The organism is Planococcus dechangensis, assembly GCF_042654465.1.
Lineage (GTDB): Bacteria > Bacillota > Bacilli > Bacillales_A > Planococcaceae > Planococcus > Planococcus dechangensis.
The window spans coordinates 284,923-308,474 of sequence record NZ_JBHSGL010000002.1 but is presented as its reverse complement, the minus strand read 5'-3'; the positions used below and the strand labels follow the sequence as shown (position 1 = coordinate 308,474).

The following is a 23,552-nucleotide window of genomic DNA, read 5'->3' as shown; positions in this document are numbered from 1 at the left end:
GAAATAAAGGTAAGGCGGATCAAGAGCCAATCGTTGAAATAAGGAAAAATCGCCGCAAACGAACCATTTTAACTGGCTGTCTGCGACGATAAGCATTTATTCTTCAATATCAATCGGTTCTGTTACATCGGCACCGGCGAAAAACTCGGCGGAAATGTCAGCGATGGTTCCGTCTTCGAGCATTTCCTCTATGACGCGGTTGACGTTCTCTACTAGTTCATCGTTGTCTTGGTTCATGACCATGCCGACTTCAGAAGGGCTGTACTTGATCGTCGGATGGATGACGATTTCGAGTTCAGGGAATGCTTCAATGGCAAGTGTCTGCAAATAATAATCGTTCAAAATAACATCTGTACGGCCGATTGCCACGTCGCGCAAATAAGTTTCGTTCGTAGCGTTGTCGTAGGTCACTTCTTCTGCACCGTATGAACGAGCGGTTTCCATATAGACGGAAGTCGAAGCGCCGGCGGCTTTTTTGCCTTCCAGATCTTCCAATGTCTCGATGCCTGACAGGTCGTCAGCACGGACGATAGCTGTGCCGTAAGAATATTTGAATGGGGTGGAAAACTGGAAATTTTCCTGGCGGCCTTCGTTGATCTCGATATCATTGGCGGCGATATCCACTTGGCCCGTCTGAACAGAAGTCAACATTTCGTCAAAGCCCAATTCCGTGAATTCGACTTCCAGCTCAAGGCGCTCTGCCGCTTCGCGCACGACTTCGACTTCAAAGCCGGTCAATTCGTCCGTGCCTTCCGCGCGGAATGAAGTCGGGTAAAGTGTACCGGACGTGGCAACGGTCAATATGCCTTCTTCTTGGATCTCGTCCCAGGCAGTGGTGCTGTCAGCAGTTTCTTCACTGTCGCTGCCGCAAGCGGACAAGGTCAGCGCAGCTGCAGCTCCAAGCGCGGCGACAGAAAACTTAGGTGTGAAATAATTAGTCAAAAGAAGTTCCTCCTGTCTTGTCATGTATATGTCAAAGATAGCACGGCAAGCGGTTTCAGGAAAGCACAGAAGCTGATTAATGGAAAGTTGGAATAATCAGACTTTTATATTGACCACATTGGTCGAAAGGTGTATATTTAAGTCGACCAGAGTGGTCCACCGATGCACCTGAAAGGAGCTGGAGACCATCATTACACGATTTGAAAGTTTAGAAGAAGACAAACAACGCACAATCCGTCAAGCGGCACTTGCTGAATTCGCCAGCCATGGCTACGCGAAAGCGTCGACCAACCGCATCGTTAAAGCAGCTGGCATCGGCAAAGGCATGCTGTTCTATTATTTCACCAGCAAGCAGGAGCTTTACGAGTATTTGGTGAAGTATAGCCTTGACTACATCCGCAGCCGTTTTTTGGATAAAGTGGATGCGAATGAACCCGATTTGATTGAACGGCTCACGCAACTCGCGCGTTTGAAAATGGAGGCTCAAATGAAAAATGAAGAAGTTTTCCGGTTCTCAGGCGTGTTTTTGCTCGAAACGGAAAACCGTTTGCCTGAACAGTTAGCGGGGGAGATAGAGAAAATGAAACAAGATGGCTATCGGCTGATGTATGAAGGCATCGACAAGAGCCGATTCCGGAAAGACGCCGATCCCGATAAAGTGTTTCATTTGATTCGTTGGGGAGTCGATGGGTATCAGCAGGAGTTGCTTGCGCGTCTTTCGGGACAAAAACTGGTGGACATCGATTTTGCCCCATATTGGGAGGAATTCTACGCATACTTGGCCATTTTGAAAATGAGCTTTTACGAAACGGAGGAGGATTCACGATGACAGTCGTCAAAACGCACGGGCTCAGCAAAAAATTCGGTGATTTCAAGGCACTCGATGGCGTGGATATCGAAGTGGAAGAAGGCGAAGTGTTCGGATTTATCGGACCTAACGGCGCAGGGAAATCGACGACTTTGCGTGTACTGCTCGGCATCTTGAAAGCTTCCGAAGGCAGTGCTGAAATTTTTGGGAAAGACGTCTGGAAGGATGCCGTCGATATCCATAAACGCGTTGCGTATGTGCCGGGGGATGTCAATTTATGGCCGAATCTGACAGGGGGCGAAGTGATTGATTTGTTCGGGAGGCTGCGCGGCGGATACGACAAATCTCGCCGTGATGAATTAATCCGCCGATTTGGCCTCGACCCGAGCAAGAAATGCCGCACCTATTCCAAAGGCAACCGCCAAAAAGTGGCGCTTATCGCAGCGTTTTCTGCCGATGCCGATTTGTATATTTTCGACGAACCGACATCCGGACTCGATCCGCTTATGGAGCGTGTCTTTGCCGAATATGTGCAAGAAGCGAAAATGCAGGGCAAGAGCATCTTATTGTCGAGCCATATCCTATCGGAAGTCGAAAAGTTGTGTGACCGTGTGGCGATCATCCGCAAAGGGCGCATCATTGAAACGGGAACACTCAAGGAAATGCGCCATTTGACCGGTTCCTTGATGTTTGTCGAAACCGAAAAACCGGTGCCGGAGCTGGACAAGCTGCCAGGCGTCCACCGCGTGGAAGCATTCGATGGCGGCTGGTCGTTTCAAGTGGATTCGTCTGAACTGGATGGAGTTATCCGTTATTTGAGCACATTCGGTATTAAACGGATGGAAAGCCGTCCGCCGACTTTGGAAGATTTGTTTATCCGCCATTACGAAGAGACGGAGACAGGAGCGGGAGGTGGCGTCTGATGAGCCAGCTTTTTGATCACACATGGAGTTTGATGCGTTTCATCCTGCGCCGCGACCGCGTCCGTTTACCGATTTGGATCTTGTCGTTTGTCTTTGTATCCGCAGGAATCGTTCTCGTGTTCGATAATTTATACGGAGATGATATCGAGCGGCAGGCCATTGCGGAAACGATGGAAAATCCGGCGATGGTCGCGATGGTCGGGCCCAATTACGGCGGGGCGGATTATACGACCGGCGCCATGACGGCCCATGAAATGCTGGTCATGACTGCGGCGATCGTCGCGTTGATGAACATCCTACTCGTGAGCCGCCATACGCGCGGTGACGAGGAGGAAGGACGGCTCGAGCTTGTTCGGGCACTGCCGGTCGGAAGGTTGTCCAGTTTGATGGCCTTGCTTCTTGTGCTGACGGGAGCCAATGCACTGCTTGCTGTTTTGACGGGGGTGTCGATGGCTGCGCTGCAAGTCGATAGCGTCGACCTGCACGGCTCGCTGGTATTCGGTGCCGCACTCGGTGCCACCGGAATATTTTTTGCTGCTATGACGGCCGTGTTTGCGCAGCTCACTCAAAATGCCCGCGCAACCACAGGGTTGTCGATTGCCGCTTTGCTAGTGTTTTACATGATTCGGGCGATTGGCGATGTCATGAGCGAACCGCTGGCACTCACTTCGCCACTCGGCTGGATTTTGAGGGCCAAGCCATTTGTGGAAAACCTATGGTGGCCGATTTTGCTGTCGGTCGGTTTGGCTATTACACTATCTTTTTTGGCACTGTATTTGAACAGCATCCGAGATCACGATTCCGGGTTCCTGCCGACCCGTGCTGGCCGCACTCAGGCTCCGGCAACGCTTCAAGGACCATTCGGGTTGGCTTGGCGCCTTCAGCGCACCGGCTTAATCGCATGGGCAGTCGCCTTGTTCATACTGGGTGTATCTTACGGTTCGGTGCTTGGTGAAATTGAACGCTTTTTTGAAAGCATCGACCTGTTCCAGCAATTGATTGTCGATCAGCAAGGATTCAGTTTGATCGAACTATTCATTCCAGTGCTGTCTTCAGTCATGGCAATCCTTGCCTCGATTCCGGCGATCATGGTGATGCTGAAAGTGAAAACAGAAGAAAAAAATGGCCGTCTAGAACACCTCATCGGCCGTGCCGTTTCGCGCTGGCGTATAGTGTTCAGCTATTGGCTGCTGGCTACTTTGACTGCCATGGTGATGTTGCTGTTCACGGGACTTGGGCTTGGATTGCTCGGGAATGCTGTAGTGGATGAAGCGATTCCGCTCGGCACATATATCGGTGCATCTTTCGTCTATTTGCCGGCGGTGCTGATCATGATCGGTGCGTCGCTGGTGTTCATCGGATTTATGCCGTCTTTTGCGAGCATAATCTGGATTTACCTCGGGTTCTCCTTTTTTGTCGTCTATCTCGGAGAGCTACTGCAATTGCCGGAATGGGTAGCGAAATTGACGCCGTATGGGCATATTCCAAGCATTCCGCTAGACGATGTGAACTATTGGCTGCTGGCGTTGCTAGTAGGCATTGCTATCGCGCTGGCTATTATAGGCGCGGTCGGTTTCCGCAGACGTGATTTGACCAATTGAATAACAAAGTGCCGAATCGAATGGACGGCCAATAGAAAATCCCTGGTGCTTATGCACCGGGGATTTTTTGTTGTGAGATCCTAGTAGAACGTGGCGTTTGCAGTGATCGAGCCGAATCGGTTTACATCAGCAGCCACGCTGCCAGAGGGCTGAGCAAGGCTCCGAGAACAGCGCTTAAAGTCATTGCGACAGAGCTCATCGAAGCGTCTTCCGGTCCGTATTCGAATGCTTTTGCCGTACCGAGTCCATGAGCGGAAGAACCGAGCCCAATGCCGCGCCCAATTGGGGAGTCGATGCCCAATAACTGCAATAAATAGGGTCCTAAAAGAATGCCGGTGAATCCAGCGACCATGACAAACACCGCGGCAAGTGAAGGGATGCCGCCGATCGTGGTGGCGACTTGCATCGCAACAGGGGTCGTCAGTGATTTCGGCAGCACCGTATAAATCAGCTCTTCGCTAAAGCCGAGCCAACGTGTAAACAATGTGCCGCTGACGAGACCGACGACTACACCAGCGACAATTCCGACGGCAATGGGCATTAAATTATCCTGCAGCAGTTTCCGGTGTTTATAGAGGGGAACGGCGAGAGCGACGACAGCCGGCCCGAGCAATGTAGCGATCCAGTCGCCTCCGGTCATATAAGTTTCGTAGGGAACATCAAACACGACCAGCACAAGAACGAGAGCGACAGTCGCTGTCAACACTGGATTCAAAGGTGTTTTGCGGAAGCGCAAATAAAAAAAGTTAGCGATGACGTAAACGACCACGGTCAATGCGGCAAAAAGAGCAGCAATTGGAGAAAACTCCATTGTTACATCTCCTCCTTCCGTGCAGAGCTGCGGTTTGCGATGGACTGACTAGCAAGCCCGGCCGCTGCCATCGTCAGCAGTGTACTGATGATGACGATAGGCAAAAGCAGCACGCCTTTTCCTGAAAACAATGGCCCGTACTCGACAACGCCGACGGTCGCGGGAATAAAATACAAGGACAGAAAACTTAATAAAAACGTCGCGCCTGCATCAATCCATTCGAGCGGATAAATTTTCAGCAATAAAACGGCAAATAATAGAAGAAAGCCGATGATGCTTCCAGGCATCGGCAAATTCAGTAAACTCTGAATGGCTTCGCCGATTAACAAAAAGCCATACAGCACTAGCAGCTGCAAAACAATACGTACAATCTTCATGGATACCTCCGCCTTCCGGTCATTTTGGGAAAACGATGGACGTCTTCATATATCTAGATATTGTACATCAATATTCTGGAAATGCGAGAGACAATTTCCGTCGGGACTTCCGGAAGAAATGACAGGAAAGGAAGAAAATGTTATAGCAAAAAAGCACTATAAGAAATGTTCTTTAAAGCGAAAGAGGAAATTTTCCGAAAATAACGTTTTATAGCTTGCATTTTTATTGGGATGTTGTATTATTACTTTATGCAATATATCGCACTTAATTATGCGCTTATAGTATTTGGAGATACAAAAGAATGATACTCATTAGAGTAAAGGAGATAGTAAGTATGGACAGCAAATTATCGATGAAAGCATATCTTATCATTGGGACAATGCTTTTTGCATTATTTTTTGGAGCGGGGAACTTAATCTTCCCGGCACAGCTCGGCCAATATGCAGGTGAGAACGTCTGGGTAGCAATGGCCGGATTTTTGACCACAGGTGTAGGTTTGCCGCTTCTCGGCATTCTGGCAATCGGCTTTTCGAAAAGCCGTGACCTGCAAGACTTGTCGAGCCGCGTACATCCAGTTTATGGCTTATTGTTTACAGCTGCGTTGTATTTGACGATCGGCCCGTTTTTCGCATTGCCGCGAACAGCGGCCGTTTCTTATGAAGTCGGCATTGTGCCGTTTCTCGGAGAAGGGTCGATGACAGCCGGATTGATTATCTTTTCGCTGGTCTTTTTTGCAGTGTCGTTCTTATTATCATTAAACCCGACTCAAATGGTCGAAAGCATCGGTAAATTTTTAGCGCCGGCAATTTTGCTGGTCCTCGGACTTTTGCTTGTCGCAGCATTTGTTTCTCCGATGGGAGAAGCAGGGGCGGCGCAAGAGGGATATTCGAGCGGTGCGTTTTTGACTGGTTTTACGGAAGGTTATAATACGATGGATGCGCTCGCGTCACTGGTCTTCGGCATCATTGTCATCTCCGCCGTACAGAAAATGGGCGTTACCTCATCTAGTGGGATATTGAAAGCTACACTCCGCAGCGGTGTGGTGGCTGCGGCCTTACTGGCGATTGTCTACACGGGAATCGCTTTCCTAGGCGCAACTAGCACGTCTCAGCTCGGGCTATTGGAAACAGGTGGGCCGGTACTGAGCGGCGCGTCCGCTCATTACTTCGGCACGTTCGGCGCATTGCTGCTGGCGGTGATCATCACATTGGCATGTCTTACGACTGCGGTCGGCCTGACTGTCGCCAATGCGGAATTCTTCCATAAGTTGACGCCGGGCATCAGCTACCGTACGTATGTCCTTATCTTCACGGTGTTCTCGCTTGTCGTGACCAATGCGGGACTTGCGAACATCATCACGTATTCGATTCCGGTCTTGATGTTCTTGTATCCGTTAGCGATTGTGTTGATTTTGCTGGCGTTCTTGTCTCCACTCTTCGGGCACGATCGTATTGTTTACGTATCGGCCATTGCGGTGACGTTCTTGATTGCCATTGTTGATGGACTGAAAACCTTGACTGGCTCACTCGGGGTGGCAAACCCTGCGTGGCTGCAAAGCATTATTGATGCATATGCCAATGTGTTGCCGCTTTACGGTGACGGTCTCGGATGGCTCGTTCCGGCACTCATCGCAATCGCCGTATCGGCAGCGGTGGTGCGGATTCGAAAAGGCGGAGAAGCGAAATCCCCAGCTTTCGACCGCTAACTAAAAAGCTGTTCCATGAAGTGCTTGTCGGCACTTTTGGAACAGCTTTTTTAAATGCCTTTGATTGTGGTCAGTTCTTCGATTGTCCGAACCCAGTTTGATTTCATCAAATGGGAGATCTTATCGCCATCGCCAGCTTTCAAAGTTTCGATGATTTCAATGTGCTCATCGTGGGAGCGCATCGTCAGGACAAGTGAATGGTGGAAAAATTGTCTGCGTACATGGGATTGAAGCTGTCCGAGCATCGAATCGATATATGGATTCCCTGCGGCATCGACAATGATTTGGTGGAATTCTTCGTCGATCTTCAAAGCTGAGAACGAATCGTTATTGCGTATCGCCCGTGCGAATTTCCGGTTGGTTTCTTCCAATAACCCGAAAATTTCCGGCGTTAAATTAGGAATGGCCAGTTCGCCGGCGAGTGCTTGCAGCACGGCGAGCGGAGGAAGAAGATCTTTGATGTCTTCAATATGGATATCCGTTACACGGGTGGCTTTGCCGGGGAACATTTCGATGAATCCTTGTACTTCCAAAAGTTGCAGGGCTTCACGGATTGGCGTTCGGCTCAGGTTAAGCGCTTCGGCAAGTTCCGTGTCGACCAACTTTTCCCCAGGCTGCAAAGTACCATCAATAATCCATTGCTGTAATTGATGATGGGCACTTGCTTTCGCGGACACGCGGACCGGGCGTGTGTGGTCTGTCGGGATAGGCATAGTAAATCTCCTTTCGAAATTATCTGACTCTATTATACACTAGTGAGGAAGATTAGAAAATGCAGAATGCGATATATCCAAGTTTGTGTCCAGACTAATTCAGTTTGAGGCCGTTAGAACAGGGAATAGCAAGACTAGCAGTAAATTTTAAGGAGGCGCCGCCATGCTAGAATTTGTCACAAGCAAAGATGAACAAACCCTCGCGCTAGAAGTCGAAGGAAAAGTGACCAAAGAAGACTTGGAGAAGTTCGACAATATCGTCTTCGAAAAATTTCGCAACGACCAAAAGTTCAATGTCTATGCGGTCATCGGCGATATCGATCGGCCTTCAGCAGGCGCTGTATTTCAAGAATTGGCAGTCGATGCCAAGCGCTGGAGCCAATACAATAAACTAGCAGTTGTCAGCGAACAGGATTGGCACGATAAACTGACCGGCATGATCGACAAGTTGCCAGGCGTCCAAGTGAAACATTTTCCGCTGGATCAAGCGGAGCAAGCTTGGGACTGGATAAAGGAGAGGTGAACAGAGATGTTGTCAATTGTACCGAGTAAAGATGAAGAAACGATTGCGATTGAAGTGGAAGGCCGCGCAAGCCAGGCGGATATTGAGAAACTTGATCACGTCATCCGCGATAAAGTAAACGACAAAGGGCATTTCAACATGTATGCGATCATTTACCAAGTGGAAGATTCGACTTTGTTCGAAGCGGCCGACGGTGCACAGATTGACCGTGAAAACTGGGGGCGCGCACGAAAGTTTGCCGTCATCAGCGAAAAGGATTGGACAAAGACTACCGAGAATTGGCAGAGCTTTGCAGGCGGACTGGAGACGCGCCATTTCAATCTAGACGAAATGAACGATGCATGGGACTGGATGCAAGAGTAAATGAGAGGCGTTCTGCTTTTTTGGCGGAACGCTTTTTTTGTTTTTTTATATAACGTAGACGTATGTTGGGTGAGATGTTCTTTGTCTTTTGATAAATAGGATGTAAGTAAAGTGTAGCAGACTTTTCAGTATACATTCATGCAGCTGATGCGACAGGACGTCGCGCATTTAACTGCATGAGAGGGGTATGTTTCAGACTTTTAAATTAAAATAGCTAGCGCTATTAGACTGCGCTGCAGGGGCACGCTTGCCGGGGGGCGGGCGTCGAACCCTCGCGGCAAGCCGCGTAGGTTTCGCCTGTCCCGCGCGGTCCCCCAGGCGTCGGCCCCTTGCGCTCCGTCTCTAGATTTAGAGTGGTTATAAAGTTTTTACAGCCTCTCACAATAGAGAGTAGCCATAATAGTGTTCTGTGGCAAAACGTCTTCTGTTCCATCACATGCGGTAATTTGAGGTGTGAAAATGTATTCATCACCCACTGAACAGGCAAAGTCGATATTCTGTTCAAGACGCTCCACCAAGGAAGCGATTCCCCAACCAGCGGACCAAACTACAAAGAAAGCACAATATTAACAGTCAAGTATCAAAGCAAAAGCAAAGCCGCCTAGCGCTCACGGGTGAGCCGATGCAGTGAGACAGGCGTTCTTCCTGGCTTGCTGCAAGAGGCCATCCCTAAGCAAGGCGGCGGCTTCTAACATGATGCCAGAAAAACGAGCGGCACAATTACACACATAATTTCCAGCAAGCTTCCTTCTGGCGCCAGAACAAAAAGTGTTACACTTCCACACCTAACTCCCAGCTCACTTTTCCGGTTCTGCTCGAAGGAAGCGATTTCGGTTCATTTTCTGCAAGCAGGTAAGAAAAAAGCGTCGCGAGGACGCTTTTTCTCTAGGCTTCTTCGATACGCTGCAGTTCGGCGCGGACGATGTGGAAGATGCTTAGGACGATGGTTTTTCCGTTGGCATCCTCTACAGGGAAGAAGCTGACGGCAACACCGGAGAAGTGATCTTCGAGCGCCCCTTCAACGCGGATGCCTTCAAGCATCTCCCCGTTCGTCAAGAGAATGTTATAAATGTGGAACTTCTTTTTCACGGCGGCTCCTCCTTTCTGTATCCATATCCATGAAATGGGCGGCTGAAAGTGGGCAGGCGAACAGATTTCCTTTACACTGATTATAATGCAAAATGCAGCAACATAGATAGGATGAGGAATTGTGAAAAACGAAATGACGGTCACTGTAAAAGATCAATTAAAAAATGAATTAGTGAAAGGCTCTCCGCTCATTACGAAAGAAGGCTTGAGGGGTGAGATCGATGCGCCGCAAGGGACCTTGCTACGTTTAGTGGATGAGGATGGGCAGTTTCTGGCCACCGGCTATTACGGCGAGCAAAACAAAGGTGTCGGTTGGGTGTTGACCCGCAACCAGGACGAAGCGATTGGCCAAGCCTTTATTGAACGCAAGTTTGAGACGGCCTTAAGCCGGCGCGAAGATTTTTTCAATAATCCTGAAACGACCGCTTTCCGTGTGTTCAACGGCGAGGGGGACGGTCTTGGCGGATTGACGATTGATTTTTACGCAGGATTTTACTTGCTGTCATGGTATAGCGAAGGCGTTTATTCGCTGCGAGATGAAGTGGTCGCGGCTCTGCAAAACGTAACAAACTGCATCGGAATCTATGAGAAAAAGCGTTTTGACACGAAAGGCCAATACATCGAAGATGATGATTATGTCGCGGGCGAGCGCGGAGAATTTCCGTTAATCGTCAAAGAAAACGGCATGAACTTTGCGGTGTATTTGAACGATGGTGCAATGACCGGGATTTTCCTCGATCAACGGGATGTCCGCCAAGCGATCCGCACAAAATACGCGGAAGGCAAGACGGTGCTCAATACCTTTTCTTATACAGGGGCATTCTCGGTTGCGGCAGCGCTTGGCGGTGCCGACAAGACGACCAGTGTGGATCTCGCGAAGCGCAGCTCAGCAAAAACCATTGAGCAATTCAGCATCAATGGCATTGATTTTGAGGAGCAGGACATTTTGGTGATGGACGTGTTCAATTATTTCAAATACGCCAAACGCAAAGGGCTGGCGTTTGATGTCGTCGTACTCGATCCACCGAGTTTTGCGCGCTCGAAGAAATTCATTTTCAGTGCAGCAAAAGATTATACCGGATTAATGAAGCAAGCGATCGACATCACCGCCCCGCAAGGATTGATCGTCGCGTCGACAAACAGTGCGTCGTTTAATATGAAGAAGTTCACGCACATGATTGAAAAGGCGTTTAAGGATACCGACCAGAAATATAAGATTGTGGAAACCTTTACGTTGCCGGCTGATTTTCACGTCGACCGGAGATATCAAGAAGGCGATTACTTGAAAGTGCTGTTTCTCCGCTTGCTGTAAGGCTCTTCATATAGAACGAAACGGAAGCGCGGATGGGCATTCAATTAAGAATGTGCATCTGCGTTTTTTGTCTGTTTACCGGAGTGAAAAGACTTGGTTTATAATGGTGTAATAAAGATGAAAAGTGAATCTGGAGGCGGCATGATGGCAAAAGCGATTTCTTCCGCTTCGCGCGCAGCGAATCCGGTTTATCCCGTGATGTTAGCGATCGGCGGAGTGCATTTACTAAACGACTCATTGCAGGCAGTAATTCCGGCGATGTTTCCGATTTTGGAGAAAGATCTCGGGCTGACGTTTACGCAGCTCGGCTTGATCGCATTTGCGCTCAATATGGTGGCGTCAGTTCTGCAGCCGGTCGTCGGGTTTATCAGTGATAAAAAACCGATGCCGTATGCGCTGCCGCTCGGCATGATTTTTTCGTTTATCGGCATTGCAGGATTAGCGTTCGCACCGGAATATTGGATTATTTTAGTGTCGGTCATTTTTCTCGGTTTCGGTTCGGCAATCTTCCACCCGGAAGGTTCACGGGTGTCGTATATGGCAGCCGGATCAAGGCGCGGTTTGTCGCAGTCAATCTATCAAGTCGGCGGCAATTCCGGACAAGCCTTGGCTCCGCTGATCAGTGCATTCATTCTTGTGCCGCTTGGGCAACAGGGGGCAGCGCTGTTTTTATTTGTAGCGGCTTTCGGGATTTTTGTCCTGACAAAAATCTCGGCTTGGTACAAAGCGCAATTAGAGCGAGACAAACTGGAAAAAGTGAAAAAAGTAATCTTGAATTCACTGCCGCCGTTGACGAAAAAGCAAGTCGGCACGGCCTTATCACTGTTGCTCTTGATCATTTTTGCGCGGACTTTTTACATAACAGCGATCACCAGTTTTTATATATTCCACTTAATGGATAATTATGGAGTGACAATCCAGCAAGGGCAGATGTTCATTTTCTTGTTTCTTGGCGTGGGCGCTTTCGGTACGTTTTTCGGCGGGCCGCTTGCCGATCGCATCGGGCGGAAATGGGTCATTATGGTATCGCTCATTGTGCCGATTCCACTTGCACTGGTGCTGCCTTATGTAGCGCTTCCGTTCGTAGCGGCAATTCTCGCTGTGCTCGGTTTTTTCCTCATGTTGAGTTTTTCGGTCATGGTCGTCTACGCGCAAGAACTTGTGCCGAGCAGAATCGGGACGATGTCCGGTTTAACGGTCGGTTTGGCATTTGGCATGGGCGCAATTGGTGCCGTTGTTATTGGGGTGTTGATGGACTCGATCGGTGTGCAAGAAACGATGATGGTGATTTCCGTTTTGCCGATTCTTGGGCTAGTCGGGCTCGCGTTGCCGAAAGACCGGAAAATTGCGGCTGCATAAGTAAGTGTAATTGGATAGATAGGAGATGGAGTAATGGAAGCCGTTCAGAAAAAAGAGGGAATTAAGCCGTTTTTCACGCTGCTCACCTCGATTCAAATACCGAAATGGGCGCTTGTGTTCGGTTTGGCGATGAGCCTTGTCACTACCATTGTCGGGTTGTTCGTGCCGCTTTTGACAAGGGAGTTGGTGGACGGATTTTCGGTGGAATCGTTGAGCGCGTCTTTAATTGCTGCGCTTGCGGCCGCATTTGTCGTGCAGGCGGTCATCAACGGCGTATCGATATACTTATTGAGCATGGTCGGTCAGCGCATCGTCGCAGGCTTGCGTGAGCGGATGTGGCTTCATTTGCTGCGCCTGCGCGTCAGTTATTTTGACCAGCACGCGAGCGGCCAAACCGTCAGCCGTGTCGTCAACGATACAGGCATCGTCAAAAACCTCATCACGGATCATTTCCCGAGTTTCGTCACCGGCATCATTACCATCATCGGTGCTGTCGCCATTCTCCTCATTCTCGACTGGAAAATGACCTTGATCATGATGATTGCCGTGCCGCTGACCATCGCGATCATGATTCCGTTAGGGCGGCAGATGGCGAAAATCTCACGCAACTTGCAAGACGAGACGGCTAATTTCACTGGGGACGTCCAGCAGACGCTGGGCGAAATCCGCTTGATGAAAGCATCTACTGCAGAACAAGTCGAGAAACAGCGTGGGCTTTTGGGCATCGATAAATTATATGGCCTTGGCATGAAAGAAGCGAAGGTATATGCGCTCATCGGCCCGCTTATGTATTTGGTCGTCATGGTCGTTATCGTAATGATTATCGGCTATGGCGGCATCCGTGTAGCCAATGGATCGATGACGACAGGCTCACTGGTCGCCTTTTTACTGTATTTGTTCCAAATTATCGTCCCACTCGCAACATTTGCGCGCTTTTTTACCGAGCTGCAAAAAGCAAAAGGGGCGACAGAACGCATCATCGACATTTTGGAATTGCCACAAGAAGAAGAGACGCCGGGTGCGGAAACGGATATTAGCGGCAAAACGTTGCGGTTAGAAAACGTCAGTTTCGCTTATGCAAACGGCGAGCCGGTGCTGCAAGGCGTGTCATTTGAAGCGCAGCCCGGTCAGATGATTGCATTTGCCGGGCCGAGCGGCGGCGGAAAGACGACTATATTTGGCTTGATCGAGCGGTTTTACGAGCCGACGGACGGTGCCATTACGATTGGGGGAGTGCCGATCAGCGAGGTGGCGATTGCCTCGTGGCGCGATCAAATCGGTTATGTGTCGCAGGAAAGCGCGATGATGGGCGGCACGATCCGCGCCAATCTCATCTACGGCTTGCCGATTGCACAACAGATTACAGATGAAGAGCTGTGGCAAGTAGCCCGCATGGCGTATGCCGAAGAATTTATTGCCGCATTTCCAGACGGGTTGGATACGCAAGTCGGCGAACGCGGCGTCAAGCTGTCGGGCGGACAGCGGCAACGCATTGCGATTGCTCGTGCCTTTTTGCGCGATCCAAAAATTTTAATGATGGATGAAGCGACGGCAAGTTTGGATAGCCAGTCGGAAGGAATCGTCCAGCAAGCACTTGGGCGTTTGATGCAAGGGCGCACGACATTGGTGATTGCACACCGCCTGTCGACGATCGTCGATGCCGATAAAATCGTCTTTATCGAAAACGGCCGTGTCACAGGTACCGGCAAGCATCGGGAACTGATCGATAAGCATCTATTGTACCGGGAATTCGCCGAACAGCAATTAACGTGAAGTATTGCTTGACCTTGACGCAGCGTCAAGGTTTACTGTGGAGCTATCAGGAGGTGAGGCCATGGGATACACTGTGCAGAAGTTGGCGTCGCTTGCAGGCGTCAGCGCCAGAACATTACGCTATTACGATCAGATCGGCTTATTAACTGCGCCAAAAAACGATTCCGGCTACAGGCTTTACGGGCCCGCGGAAGTGGACAGGCTGCAGCAGATTTTGTTTTACCGCGAACTCGGTTTCGGGCTCGGTGACATCGCTAAGCTATTGAATGATCCGCATTTCGATGAAGCGCAAGCCTTGTCCGAACATCGCAAGCAGCTGATTGATGAGCGCAGCCGGCTGGACCTCTTGATCCAAACTGTGGAAACGACGATTTCTGCTAAAAAAGGGGAGAGCGACATGAACGACCACGAAAAGTTCGAAGGATTCAAGCGCCAAATGGTCGACGACAACGAAACGAAATTCGGCGCAGAAGTGCGTGAAGCTTACGGCAATGAGCTGGTGGATGCATCGAACGCCAAAATGCTCAACATGACTGAACTGCAGTATCAGGCATTCCGCAAACTCGAGCAAGACATTTTAGACAAGCTCACCGCTGCTTTGCCACATGCCGACCCGGCAGGTGAAGCGGGGCAGGAGATCGCCGCTTTGCACCGGGAATGGCTGAGCTTCACTTGGGGCTCTTATAATCCCGAGGCGCACAAGGGGCTCGCAGAGATGTATGTTGCAGATGAACGGTTCACTGCGTATTACGACAAAGCGGGCGTCGGTGCTGCCCAATTTTTGCATGCGGCCATCGCAGTCTACACAGGAAAGTCATCATAGAAAACAGCTGGCCGCGGCCGGCTGTTTTTTCGTTGCGTCATGTTTCAGCCACTTTGCTCAGGGAATGCAGTAGAAAAAAGGGGGAACGGCTATGGCCTTGGAAACAATAAAAGTAATGAGTTTCAACATCGCATCCGGTCAGCGGTTTGATGGCGAGCTGGACCTTGAATTGACAGCTAAGGCGATTGAAGAAGGCGAGGTTGACGTCGTCGGCCTGCAGGAAGTGGACCGTAACTTCTCGGACCGCAGCGGCTTCGTGGACCAAGCGAAATGGCTATCGGAGCGGCTTGGGATGGAAATGGCTTACGGGCCGAATTTAATCCATCGCACGGGGAGCAAAGAGCAGTATGAACGCGAGTATGGCAACGCGACTTTAAGCCGTTATCCGATTTATTCATCGACCAACCATGATTTGAGTTCTGTCGAAGAACATCCCGAAGATTTTGAGCCGCGCGGGCTGTTGGAAACGGTGATTGACGCCGATGGTTTCCGTTTTTCGTTTTACAATACCCATTTAGCGCTGAGTGATGAGGAAGTAGAACGCAACTTAACGGAAATCTTGGCAATCACCGAAAATAATTCCTTGCCGAAAGTTTTGGTCGGCGACTTTAATGCTGCGCCAGAAAGTAAACATATCCAACGCTTTACGCAACATTTCCACACGGTGTTCGGCCACATGGGGCCTCACCCAGAAACGTATAAAAAGCAAGGCGACCACGGCAAGAAAATCGATTATATCTTCCATGAACCGCATTTTTCAGTCGAATATGCATGGACAGTGTCGAGCGAGGCTTCCGATCACGTCCCAATTGTGGCAAAACTCAAAAATTTACAAAACTCTAACAATTTTTAACCTATTTTTAACTTACAAAAGCGCCATCCTTGCTATAATTAGGAGAACAAATGCAACTGCCACTGATTCGTTTCATTATGAAAAGGAGAGGTTCGCATGCACAGCGAAGCCAACAGTAACAGACCAGTAGTTAAAGTGATGTCGTTCAATATTGCACACGGAATGGGTATGGACGGCAAAGTGGATTTGGAAAGAACCGCGCGCGTCATTGAAGAGTCGGGTGCCACGATTGTGGCATTGCAGGAAGTCGACCGTTATTTTTCAGACCGGAGTTTTTATATCGATCAGGTCGAATGGCTTGCTGAACGGCTCGGGATGTATGCTGCATACGGCGCCAATCTCAATCAGGCCTCGGATAACAATGAACGGCCGAACCGCCAATACGGCAATGCCACATTAAGCCTCTATCCGATCAAGTATGCAGAAAACCACTTTTTGACACAAGTCGTCACCGAAGTTTACAACAATGAACAACGCGGTGTGCTAGAGGCAGTTATTGAAGTGGATGGAACGTACCTCAAAGTATTAAACACTCATTTGTCGCTGAAAGATGAAGAGCTTGAAGTTAGTGTGCAGGAATTATTGGACATCTCCGGGAAAAGCCATTTTCCAAAAATCATTGCGGGCGATTTCAATGCGCCGCCGTCTCACCGGCATTTGCATTCCTTACACCGTTTGCTGACAGATGTCTTTTTGAAAGCGAAAAATGGCGATGCGAACACTTACCCATCTCCTTACGAAAACAATGAAACCGGTGAATCGTTCCGTCCGATGACAAGGATCGATTATATTTTTGCCGACCATGGATTCGAAGTGCATAGTGCGCAAACGATCGAAACGGCCGCATCGGATCATTTGCCGATTGCAGCGGAGCTTGCATGGACGAAGAAAAACAATCAGGCTGCTGTCTTACTGCCAGTTACACAGCCCTTTAATCAAAAAAACTAATATACGAAATGCCGCCATCCAGGAACGGATGGCGGCATTATTAGTTTTTAGGCTATTGAGCGAAGCTGTTTTGACTTGCAGTTTTCGATCGGCGTGCAAGTTTGACGAGCAAATAAACGAGCGGAGTATCGGCTGCTGCGACGGCCCACTTGAACAAATACTGCGTAAAAACCATCGCCACTAAGGCTGCGAGCGGCATCGTGCCGTAAAATGCGATGGTGATAAAAATGGCGGTGTCAACCAATTGGCTGACCATGGTCGACGCGTTATTACGCAGCCATAGCTTGGATTCGCCATTGCGTGCTTTCAACTTGTGGAATATGGTGACATCCAAGTTTTGGCTAATGAAATAAGATACCAGGCTTGCCAGCGTCACCCGAAACCCGGCGGAGAAAATCGATTCAAACGCTTCTTGGTCCGCGAAAAACGGCGCGGATGGCAAATGGATGGCGGAAAAGATGAACACCAATGCAGCGATTTGAGTGAAAAATCCAGCCATGACCGTCTGGCGCGCCGCTTCTTTGCCGTACACTTCGGCGATCGTATCGGTGATCGGGAATGTAAAGACGTAGACGATGACCGCAGCCGGCAGCACCGCCCATTCACTGATGGAGAACAACTTAACAGCAAGGATATTCGATAAAATGAGAAGACCGACAAAGGCGCCATTCAAATAAAGTAACATGAGCGGATCTCCTTAACGGTTGGTGATCGTTTCCGGGTTCATGTCGTGATTCATCATCCGGTACGTCGCCATTTCTTCGTATTTTGTGCCGGACTTGCCATAATTTGTATATGGATCGATCGACAAACCGCCGCGCGGGGTGAATTTGCCCCATACTTCGATATAGCGCGGGTCGAGCAATTCGATCAAGTCGTTCATGATGATGTTGACGACATCTTCATGGAAATCGCCGTGGTTGCGGAAGCTGAACAAATATAGCTTCAAGGCTTTGCTTTCGACGAGCTTTTTATCGGGGATGAAGCTCAAGTAAATCGTCGCGAAATCCGGCTGGCCGGTTTGCGGGCACAGCGAGGTGAACTCCGGGCAATTAAATTTAACGAAGTAGTCGCGCGTGTGGAGATTGTCGATCGCTTCTAGGATGCCTGGATCGTATTCGAATTTGTAGCGTGTGTTCTGGTTGCCGAGCAAAGACAAATGCTCGAGTGTATCTTCGTTTCTTCCTGCCATATGTGTGGCCTCCTTCAAAATGGCCGACTGGGGGAGAGCTATAAAAAATTCGGACAAACGAAAAGCCGAATCGCATGTGGATTCGGCTTGATTTCAAAATCCATAGTTTTTTATAGAGGGTGGAATGCTATGAACCTCTCCCGTTGCCGGGTTATTTAATTTCCTGCCTTATCGTATAAGATGGACGCGATTCTGTCAATTGTTGGTTTGTTGGAGCTTAGCATCTGCAAGTTGCGGATCATATAGTTAATAAGTTAAGACATGTGAAATGAAAAGAAGTGATTGAAAAAGCTTCCACTTTTCGACTGCGTTTCAGGAGGGCTGCTTGAGGCTCGCAGGATGCGAGTCATGCAACTGATGCGACAGGACGTCGCGCTTTCAGCTGCCCGGGTGTGGGGCGGGTGTTGAGCCAATGTGCGGCAAAGAGCATCGCACATTTGTCTCGCCAGCCCGCGCAGTCCCCCAGGCGTCGTCCCCTTCCACTCCGTCTCTAGTTTTAAAGTGGTGGATAATTTCTTTAATCCATTCAATGTCGAATGGAGAAAAGCATCCTACTTTGTAGCTCAAGTCATCTTGGCTATGAATAAAACCTAATTAGTTCTAATCCACTAACCAGATTTCTAGTTCAGGCACCAATTTGCTAGATACTGCGTCATAGGAAGCGATTCCCCCGCTAGCCGGCAACTCCATAAAGAAGCAGATCTAGCTACACGCACCCCAATCCATGAAATCTCTCAGCCGCCAAGCGCCACGGGTGAGCCGACGCCGGAAGACAGGCGTTCTTCCTGGCTTGCGGCAAGAGGCCAACCCAGAGCAGGGCGGCGACTACCAAAATCAAGCTCAATTAAAGAACAGGAACGATTCCACAAGCAAACCCTCGCTATCCTCACATTCGCCCGATCCGGGAAGCGATTCCCCCGCTAGCCGACAACTCCATAAAGAAGCAGATCTAGCTACGCGCACTCCAATCAATGAAATCTCCCAGCCGCCAAGCGCACACGGGTGAGCCGACGCCGGAAGACAGGCGTTCTTCCTGGCTTGCGGCAAGAGGCCAACCCAAAGCAGGGCGGCGACTACCAAAATCAAGCTCAATTAAAGAACAGGAACGATTCCACAAGCAAACCCTCGCTATCCTCACATTCGCCCGATCCGGGAAGCGATTCCCACACTAGCCGGAAACTTTATATAGAAGCAGATCTATCTACACGCACCCCAATCAATGAAATCTCCAAGCCGCCAAGCGCACACGGGTGAGCCGACGCCGTAAGACAAGCGTCCTTCTTGGCTTGCGGCAAGAGGCCAACCCGAAGCATGGCGGCGAATACTAAAATGAAGCTCAACTAATGAACAGGAACAATTTCACAAGAAAATCCTCGCTATCTTTTTTCCAGCAAATTAAAAAGGCTAGAGACAGAATCTCTAACCTTTCATTATCAATGGAACGGGCACCCTGATTGCACAGTTGTATTCTTCTGTTCATGATAGAACACATTGTCCGGGCGGGCTTTCACTTTCTTCACGTCTTTTAAAATCAAGCGGCTCTTCGGCATCGTCGGCATACGGGACATGTCGTAAGAGAGATCTTGTTCTGGAATGGTATAGTTCAAGTTTTCCGCAAAGTATTTGAAGAACGATTGCATGACCATGACAGTCATCCACTCACCTGCACAGCGGTGTCCGGTATGATGGTCGCCGCCGCCTTGCGGTACGAAGGAGAACGGGCTGCCATCCCATGTACTGAAGCGTTCCGGGATGAATTCGTCGGCGTTGTCCCAAGAATCCGGGTGGCGGTTTGTGCCAAACAAATCGAGGATGACGCGCATATCTTTTTTGAAATGAACGTCCTGCCATACGAAATCCTTTTTGACAATCGCTGCCATGACAGGCGCGAAAGGATAATAACGGCGCACTTCCTGCGCGAAGTTATGGCTGTAGTTGTCTTTATCCGCTTGTAGTTTGCCGCGTGTTTCCGGATGGTCGTTCATCGCCATGACACCGAAAACGATGAAATAGGCTGTCGCAATCATCGGGCGGTAAGCATTGTTCAAGTCGACCGCTGCGGTATTGAGGTCGAGCAATTTGCCATCAGGCGTGCGGTGATGGGCGATGATATAAGCTGCCGTGTAAGGCGGTGGATTGTATTCACCTTTGCGGATTTCTTTGATGATTTTCTTGAGCCACTCTTCATGGAGTTTGCGTGCTTTCATGCCTTCAAGATAGCGACCTTCTGTCAGCCCGAACGAATCGACCATGGTGACGAGCTCCCAAGTCCGTTGCTTGACCTCGCTTTCTTTCATTGGAAGGCCGGCCCAGTGAATCATGGAGCGGGTAAAGATTTCTTCAATCTCATCGAGCAAGACGACTTCGTCCATATGCTGCCATTGCTCCGCTTTTGCATCGAGTTCTTGAATCGCCATGCGCTTGGCGTCTTCCAAGCGCTCCGGCGTCATCATCGACAAGAACATGCGCTTTTGCTGATGATGGTCCTCGCCATCGCGTCCGTGGACTGCGCCTTTGCCGAACAAGGTCTGCTCAAGCGGCAGCGGAGCAGCTCCGCCGCGTTTAAAGAGATCGTTGTTGTAAAAGATTTCTGCGGCTTCCTCGCCGGCCATGCAGATGACTTTTTTGCCGAGCAAACGGGCTTCAAAAATATCTGAGCCGAGCTCTTTGCGGCGTCCTGGCAAGAAGTCGAACCCTTCGCCCATCAAGGACAAAGTATTATCCAGTTCTTTCGTTTTCGGTATCGGGTGCTTCACTTTCATGGATGTCAGCTCCTCTTGAATATATTCAATGCAGGAGAACTCTCCTGCTTGTCAATAAGGTCATTGTAAAAAACCATACCCTTCCACGGTTTTGATAAACGCCCTACATGCCTCTGGAATTATCAGAATAAGGCGTATCAAAAAGCTGGAGTAGGCGTTTTTTCATGGTACACTTAATGCAATAGATAGGCTGAAAGGAGCGTCAAGGATGACAGCAAACGTATTCGGCGGGTTGTCCCGCCAAGCACTCGACTGGGTTGAGTCGAACTGGCAAGGAGCAGTGCTTGAATATGCCAAGCCATTAGAAGGTGGGACTTCTTCACTGCTTTATGAAATTTTTGCGACGAAAGATGGGAAGCAGCATAGTGTCGTCTTGCGCCTTCACCATAAAGGGGAATGGCTGGACCAGGAGCCGGATTTGGCAAAGCACGAAGCGATGAGTTTGGAACTTGCAGCGGCGGCGGGAATTCCTGCGCCGCTTATAGTGGCGTTTGATGAAAGCGGTACCGCATGCGGCATGCCCGCTGTGTTGATGACTAAAGTTTCAGGCAGTGTCATCTTGCCACCCGCAAATGACCGCGCTTGGCTGGATGGACTTGCCAAAACTTTAGCTAATATTCATCGGCATGAAGCAAGCGGCTTTCCTTATGAATATTTCGCCTATAACGATGCCCGCCGGCTTGAGCGCCCGAAATGGTCACGCGTTGAAGGGGATTGGATGCGAGCTTTCTACATTGTCGCTGCAGGTGGCCCGCCGGCAGATTATCGCCTGATCCATCGCGATTACCATCCAGGCAATGTGCTGTGGGAGGATGGCCAAGTCAGCGCAGTCGTCGATTGGGCCAATGCTTGCCGTGGACCTGCAGGAGTAGATGTCGGGCATTGCCGCGTCAATTTGGCGCAATTGTATGGCACCCGAGTCGCCAATGAGTTTTTGTTGGCATATGAGTATTATGCAGGGCCTTCGTTCACCTACGATCCATATTGGGATTTATTGTCGCTCGTTGACACGCTGGACGGTTCGCCCGCCGTGTATCCGGGCTGGCAGGCGTTCGGAATGAGCGGCTTGTCTGATGAGCTGGTGCGCTTCCGCTTAGATGAATACTTGATGAGTTTGATGGAGCGCTTCGACGATTTCTAAACGGCACTGTGCAGGTTTGATTTCTCCCATTAAGGCAATATATATAGAAGCGAGTATTTAGAGGAGGAGTCATAATGACAGACCAACAAATGAAGCAATTAAAAGAGGAACTCGAATCCCAATTAAAGGCGATCGAGGGACGTTTGGAACATAAAGAAGAATTCGAGACCAGTGAATTATCCAACTACGATAATCACCCGGCCGACAATGCGACTGATTTGTATGACCAAGAACGAGGCATGGCGATGGATCATCTCAAAGAAGAAGAGCATGAGGACATCCTGGCTGCATTGAAGGCGATCGATGACGGCACTTACGGCAACTGCGCCGTATGCGGCAAGGAAATCCCCTTCGAGCGTCTGGAGGCATTGCCAACAGCCCTCACATGCATCGATCACGCGGACCATAGCTTGGACTTGGAAAGCCGCCCATCCGAGGAGGATATTCTTGGGTCATCGACGGACCGCCCGGTAAAGCCGGAAGACGACCGGATTCGTGATTATGACAATAGCTTTGAAGATGTGGAGAATTTCGGCTCTTCGGATGGCCCGCAAGACCAGCCCGGTGAAGACCAGGAAGATTTCTACAAAGACGATAAAGCAGATGATGATAACGAATTATAACAGTCCCGCCCCGGCAGTTGCTGGGGCTTTTGCATTTCTGGAAAGGGGGGAGAGCAGTGGAGAATGTGCGCGAGCAATTTCTATGTTTAGAAAAAAGCCATTTGTCGCCAGACGCTCGGCAATCAAACCAAAAAATCAGTGAAGTACTGGATGACGAGTTTTTCGAATTCGGCAGTTCCGGCGGCATAATCAAGCGTTCTGACTTTGATGAAGACGGTTCGCTGAATGATGATGAATACTATATTACAGACTTTGAGGTGCGTCCCCTTGGGCCTGAGGCGGTGTTGACTTTCTATCTATTGGAAAATCGGACAACCGCTACATGGAGCCATCGCAGCTCTGTATGGAAAAAGAGGCAGGGCGGCTGGAAACTGTATTTTCATCAAGGCACCAAAACGGATGGTTTCAACCTAAAGGAATAGGGAAAATAACATGTAAATGTGATTAAGAAGGAGTGCTATTATGGAGCATGCGATTATTTTATTCGATGGAGATTGCAACTTTTGCGATTCCAGCGTTCAATTCATCATCAATCATGACCCTGCAGGTTATTTCCAATTCGCTTCCCTGCAAAGCGAAATCGGGCAGGAACTGTCGAAAAAACACAATGTCCCGGAAGACGTCGATAGCCTTGTATTGATCCAAGACGGGCAAGCCTATGTAAAATCACAAGGAGCACTCATGATTTCCCATCATTTGACCGGACTCTGGAAGCTCGCATACCACCTGCAGCCATTCCCGCGCGTTGTTCGGGATGCCGCATATGACGTCATTGCGAAAAACCGCTATAAAGTCTTCGGCAAGCTCGACAGCTGCATGCTGCCGCCTCCACATATCCGCAAACGCTTTTTAGATCAAAATTAATTAAAGAAGAGCTGGCCCGAAATTCGGGCCAGCTCTTTTTTGCTCA

Annotated in this window: 24 protein-coding genes, 1 pseudogene and 1 riboswitch; of the genes and pseudogenes, 17 read left to right on the top strand and 8 right to left on the bottom strand. The window is 49.5% G+C overall.

Annotated elements, in window-relative coordinates; genetic code table 11:
* Nucleotides 1–96 precede the first annotated feature (96 nt).
* Nucleotides 97–942 carry a transporter substrate-binding domain-containing protein gene (locus tag ACFO5U_RS02070; protein WP_377276244.1) on the bottom strand — a complete coding sequence of 282 codons (846 nt, stop codon included), beginning with the start codon at nt 940–942 and terminating at the stop codon, nt 97–99.
* Nucleotides 943–1,120: 178 nt separating this feature from the next.
* Between ACFO5U_RS02070 and ACFO5U_RS02065 the strand changes: the two are divergent.
* The 4 genes and pseudogenes from ACFO5U_RS02065 to ACFO5U_RS02050 all read left to right on the top strand — a co-directional run.
* A pseudogene (locus ACFO5U_RS02065) lies at nt 1,121–1,300 on the top strand (TetR/AcrR family transcriptional regulator); the annotation flags it as partial.
* A gap of 12 nt (nt 1,301–1,312) precedes the next feature.
* Nucleotides 1,313–1,771, top strand: coding sequence for a TetR/AcrR family transcriptional regulator (locus ACFO5U_RS02060; RefSeq protein ID WP_377276243.1), 459 nt, complete (start codon nt 1,313–1,315; stop codon nt 1,769–1,771).
* Nucleotides 1,768–2,673: an ABC transporter ATP-binding protein gene (locus ACFO5U_RS02055; protein ID WP_377276242.1), complete on the top strand. Its 906-nt coding sequence runs from the start codon at nt 1,768–1,770 to the stop codon at nt 2,671–2,673. The genes ACFO5U_RS02060 and ACFO5U_RS02055 overlap by 4 nt, the downstream gene beginning before the upstream one ends.
* The gene (locus ACFO5U_RS02050; protein WP_377276240.1) at nt 2,673–4,274 is read left to right on the top strand and encodes an ABC transporter permease; all 1,602 of its coding nucleotides are present in this window, start codon (nt 2,673–2,675) and stop codon (nt 4,272–4,274) included. Before ACFO5U_RS02055 ends, ACFO5U_RS02050 begins: the two co-directional genes overlap by 1 nt.
* Nucleotides 4,275–4,395: 121 nt before the next feature.
* On the opposite strand, the gene ACFO5U_RS02045 is transcribed toward ACFO5U_RS02050, so the two are convergent.
* Nucleotides 4,396–5,085, bottom strand: coding sequence for an LrgB family protein (locus ACFO5U_RS02045; RefSeq protein ID WP_377276238.1), 690 nt, complete (start codon nt 5,083–5,085; stop codon nt 4,396–4,398).
* A gap of 2 nt (nt 5,086–5,087) precedes the next feature.
* On the bottom strand, nt 5,088–5,462 hold the full coding sequence (locus ACFO5U_RS02040) for a CidA/LrgA family protein (protein WP_377276236.1): 375 nt from the start codon (nt 5,460–5,462) through the stop codon (nt 5,088–5,090).
* 335 nt (nt 5,463–5,797) lie between these two features.
* Between ACFO5U_RS02040 and brnQ the strand changes: the two genes are divergently transcribed.
* A complete protein-coding gene (gene brnQ / locus ACFO5U_RS02035) occupies nt 5,798–7,168 on the top strand; it encodes a branched-chain amino acid transport system II carrier protein (protein WP_377276234.1) in 1,371 nt (456 codons plus the stop codon).
* 50 nt (nt 7,169–7,218) lie between these two features.
* On the opposite strand, the gene ACFO5U_RS02030 is transcribed toward brnQ, so the two are convergent.
* Complete coding sequence (locus ACFO5U_RS02030; RefSeq protein ID WP_377276233.1) at nt 7,219–7,881, bottom strand: GntR family transcriptional regulator; 663 nt, start codon at nt 7,879–7,881, stop codon at nt 7,219–7,221.
* Between the two features lie 163 nt (nt 7,882–8,044).
* Between ACFO5U_RS02030 and ACFO5U_RS02025 the strand changes: the two genes are divergently transcribed.
* Nucleotides 8,045–8,404 (top strand): SpoIIAA family protein, encoded by a 360-nt coding sequence (locus tag ACFO5U_RS02025; RefSeq protein ID WP_377276231.1) that lies wholly within the window; start codon nt 8,045–8,047, stop codon nt 8,402–8,404.
* A 6-nt stretch (nt 8,405–8,410) separates the two neighbouring features.
* Nucleotides 8,411–8,767: a SpoIIAA family protein gene (locus tag ACFO5U_RS02020; protein ID WP_377276230.1), complete on the top strand. Its 357-nt coding sequence runs from the start codon at nt 8,411–8,413 to the stop codon at nt 8,765–8,767.
* 885 nt (nt 8,768–9,652) lie between these two features.
* On the opposite strand, the gene ACFO5U_RS02015 is transcribed toward ACFO5U_RS02020, so the two are convergent.
* Nucleotides 9,653–9,856: a hypothetical protein gene (locus ACFO5U_RS02015; protein WP_377276228.1), complete on the bottom strand. Its 204-nt coding sequence runs from the start codon at nt 9,854–9,856 to the stop codon at nt 9,653–9,655.
* A 121-nt stretch (nt 9,857–9,977) separates the two neighbouring features.
* Here ACFO5U_RS02015 and ACFO5U_RS02010 point away from each other — a divergent pair, with 121 nt between their 5' ends.
* The 6 genes from ACFO5U_RS02010 (at nt 9,978) to ACFO5U_RS01985 (ending at nt 16,924) form a co-directional block, all read left to right on the top strand.
* On the top strand, nt 9,978–11,168 hold the full coding sequence (locus ACFO5U_RS02010; protein WP_377276226.1) for a class I SAM-dependent rRNA methyltransferase: 1,191 nt from the start codon (nt 9,978–9,980) through the stop codon (nt 11,166–11,168).
* A 117-nt stretch (nt 11,169–11,285) separates the two neighbouring features.
* Complete coding sequence (locus ACFO5U_RS02005; RefSeq protein WP_377276224.1) at nt 11,286–12,527, top strand: MFS transporter; 1,242 nt, start codon at nt 11,286–11,288, stop codon at nt 12,525–12,527.
* A 33-nt stretch (nt 12,528–12,560) separates the two neighbouring features.
* Entirely contained in the window at nt 12,561–14,300 is a 1,740-nt protein-coding gene (locus ACFO5U_RS02000) for an ABC transporter ATP-binding protein (protein ID WP_377276222.1), read from the top strand.
* 61 nt (nt 14,301–14,361) lie between these two features.
* Entirely contained in the window at nt 14,362–15,123 is a 762-nt protein-coding gene (locus tag ACFO5U_RS01995) for a MerR family transcriptional regulator (RefSeq protein ID WP_377276220.1), read from the top strand.
* A gap of 91 nt (nt 15,124–15,214) precedes the next feature.
* Nucleotides 15,215–15,976, top strand: coding sequence for an endonuclease/exonuclease/phosphatase family protein (locus ACFO5U_RS01990; protein WP_377276218.1), 762 nt, complete (start codon nt 15,215–15,217; stop codon nt 15,974–15,976).
* Between the two features lie 96 nt (nt 15,977–16,072).
* A complete protein-coding gene (locus ACFO5U_RS01985) occupies nt 16,073–16,924 on the top strand; it encodes an endonuclease/exonuclease/phosphatase family protein (protein WP_377276216.1) in 852 nt (283 codons plus the stop codon).
* Nucleotides 16,925–16,976: 52 nt separating this feature from the next.
* Here the strand turns inward: ACFO5U_RS01985 and ACFO5U_RS01980 are convergent, their stop codons facing one another.
* From ACFO5U_RS01980 to ACFO5U_RS01970, 3 genes are all read right to left on the bottom strand, one after another.
* Entirely contained in the window at nt 16,977–17,609 is a 633-nt protein-coding gene (locus ACFO5U_RS01980; RefSeq protein ID WP_377276214.1) for a queuosine precursor transporter, read from the bottom strand.
* 12 nt (nt 17,610–17,621) lie between these two features.
* Nucleotides 17,622–18,116 (bottom strand): preQ(1) synthase, encoded by a 495-nt coding sequence (queF, locus tag ACFO5U_RS01975; RefSeq protein WP_377276212.1) that lies wholly within the window; start codon nt 18,114–18,116, stop codon nt 17,622–17,624.
* Between the two features lie 96 nt (nt 18,117–18,212).
* Nucleotides 18,213–18,260, bottom strand: a riboswitch (PreQ1 riboswitch).
* A 1,289-nt stretch (nt 18,261–19,549) separates the two neighbouring features.
* Nucleotides 19,550–20,878: a cytochrome P450 gene (locus ACFO5U_RS01970; RefSeq protein ID WP_377276210.1), complete on the bottom strand. Its 1,329-nt coding sequence runs from the start codon at nt 20,876–20,878 to the stop codon at nt 19,550–19,552.
* 208 nt (nt 20,879–21,086) lie between these two features.
* On the opposite strand from ACFO5U_RS01970, the gene ACFO5U_RS01965 reads away from it, so the two are divergent.
* From ACFO5U_RS01965 to ACFO5U_RS01950, 4 genes are all read left to right on the top strand, one after another.
* Nucleotides 21,087–22,019, top strand: a complete 933-nt coding sequence (locus ACFO5U_RS01965) for an aminoglycoside phosphotransferase family protein (RefSeq protein WP_377276209.1) — start codon at nt 21,087–21,089, stop codon at nt 22,017–22,019.
* 74 nt (nt 22,020–22,093) lie between these two features.
* Complete coding sequence (locus ACFO5U_RS01960; protein ID WP_377276208.1) at nt 22,094–22,642, top strand: TraR/DksA C4-type zinc finger protein; 549 nt, start codon at nt 22,094–22,096, stop codon at nt 22,640–22,642.
* Nucleotides 22,643–22,698: 56 nt separating this feature from the next.
* Nucleotides 22,699–23,064, top strand: a complete 366-nt coding sequence (locus ACFO5U_RS01955; RefSeq protein ID WP_377276206.1) for a nuclear transport factor 2 family protein — start codon at nt 22,699–22,701, stop codon at nt 23,062–23,064.
* A 40-nt stretch (nt 23,065–23,104) separates the two neighbouring features.
* Complete coding sequence (locus ACFO5U_RS01950; protein WP_377276204.1) at nt 23,105–23,506, top strand: thiol-disulfide oxidoreductase DCC family protein; 402 nt, start codon at nt 23,105–23,107, stop codon at nt 23,504–23,506.
* The last annotated feature ends 46 nt before the right edge of the window (nt 23,507–23,552 follow it).

Coding starts and splice junctions, on each gene's coding strand:
- ACFO5U_RS02055 (WP_377276242.1), top strand. CDS start 1,768: ATGACAGTCGTCAAAACGCACGGGCTCAGCAAAAAATTCGGTGATTTC.
- ACFO5U_RS02050 (WP_377276240.1), top strand. CDS start 2,673: ATGAGCCAGCTTTTTGATCACACATGGAGTTTGATGCGTTTCATCCTG.
- ACFO5U_RS02045 (WP_377276238.1), bottom strand. CDS start 5,085: ATGGAGTTTTCTCCAATTGCTGCTCTTTTTGCCGCATTGACCGTGGTC.
- ACFO5U_RS02040 (WP_377276236.1), bottom strand. CDS start 5,462: ATGAAGATTGTACGTATTGTTTTGCAGCTGCTAGTGCTGTATGGCTTT.
- brnQ (WP_377276234.1), top strand. CDS start 5,798: ATGGACAGCAAATTATCGATGAAAGCATATCTTATCATTGGGACAATG.
- ACFO5U_RS02030 (WP_377276233.1), bottom strand. CDS start 7,881: ATGCCTATCCCGACAGACCACACACGCCCGGTCCGCGTGTCCGCGAAA.
- ACFO5U_RS02025 (WP_377276231.1), top strand. CDS start 8,045: ATGCTAGAATTTGTCACAAGCAAAGATGAACAAACCCTCGCGCTAGAA.
- ACFO5U_RS02020 (WP_377276230.1), top strand. CDS start 8,411: ATGTTGTCAATTGTACCGAGTAAAGATGAAGAAACGATTGCGATTGAA.
- ACFO5U_RS02005 (WP_377276224.1), top strand. CDS start 11,286: ATGAAAAGTGAATCTGGAGGCGGCATGATGGCAAAAGCGATTTCTTCC.
- ACFO5U_RS02000 (WP_377276222.1), top strand. CDS start 12,561: ATGGAAGCCGTTCAGAAAAAAGAGGGAATTAAGCCGTTTTTCACGCTG.
- ACFO5U_RS01995 (WP_377276220.1), top strand. CDS start 14,362: ATGGGATACACTGTGCAGAAGTTGGCGTCGCTTGCAGGCGTCAGCGCC.
- ACFO5U_RS01990 (WP_377276218.1), top strand. CDS start 15,215: ATGGCCTTGGAAACAATAAAAGTAATGAGTTTCAACATCGCATCCGGT.
- ACFO5U_RS01985 (WP_377276216.1), top strand. CDS start 16,073: ATGCACAGCGAAGCCAACAGTAACAGACCAGTAGTTAAAGTGATGTCG.
- ACFO5U_RS01980 (WP_377276214.1), bottom strand. CDS start 17,609: ATGTTACTTTATTTGAATGGCGCCTTTGTCGGTCTTCTCATTTTATCG.
- queF (WP_377276212.1), bottom strand. CDS start 18,116: ATGGCAGGAAGAAACGAAGATACACTCGAGCATTTGTCTTTGCTCGGC.
- ACFO5U_RS01970 (WP_377276210.1), bottom strand. CDS start 20,878: ATGAAAGTGAAGCACCCGATACCGAAAACGAAAGAACTGGATAATACT.
- ACFO5U_RS01965 (WP_377276209.1), top strand. CDS start 21,087: ATGACAGCAAACGTATTCGGCGGGTTGTCCCGCCAAGCACTCGACTGG.
- ACFO5U_RS01960 (WP_377276208.1), top strand. CDS start 22,094: ATGACAGACCAACAAATGAAGCAATTAAAAGAGGAACTCGAATCCCAA.
- ACFO5U_RS01950 (WP_377276204.1), top strand. CDS start 23,105: ATGGAGCATGCGATTATTTTATTCGATGGAGATTGCAACTTTTGCGAT.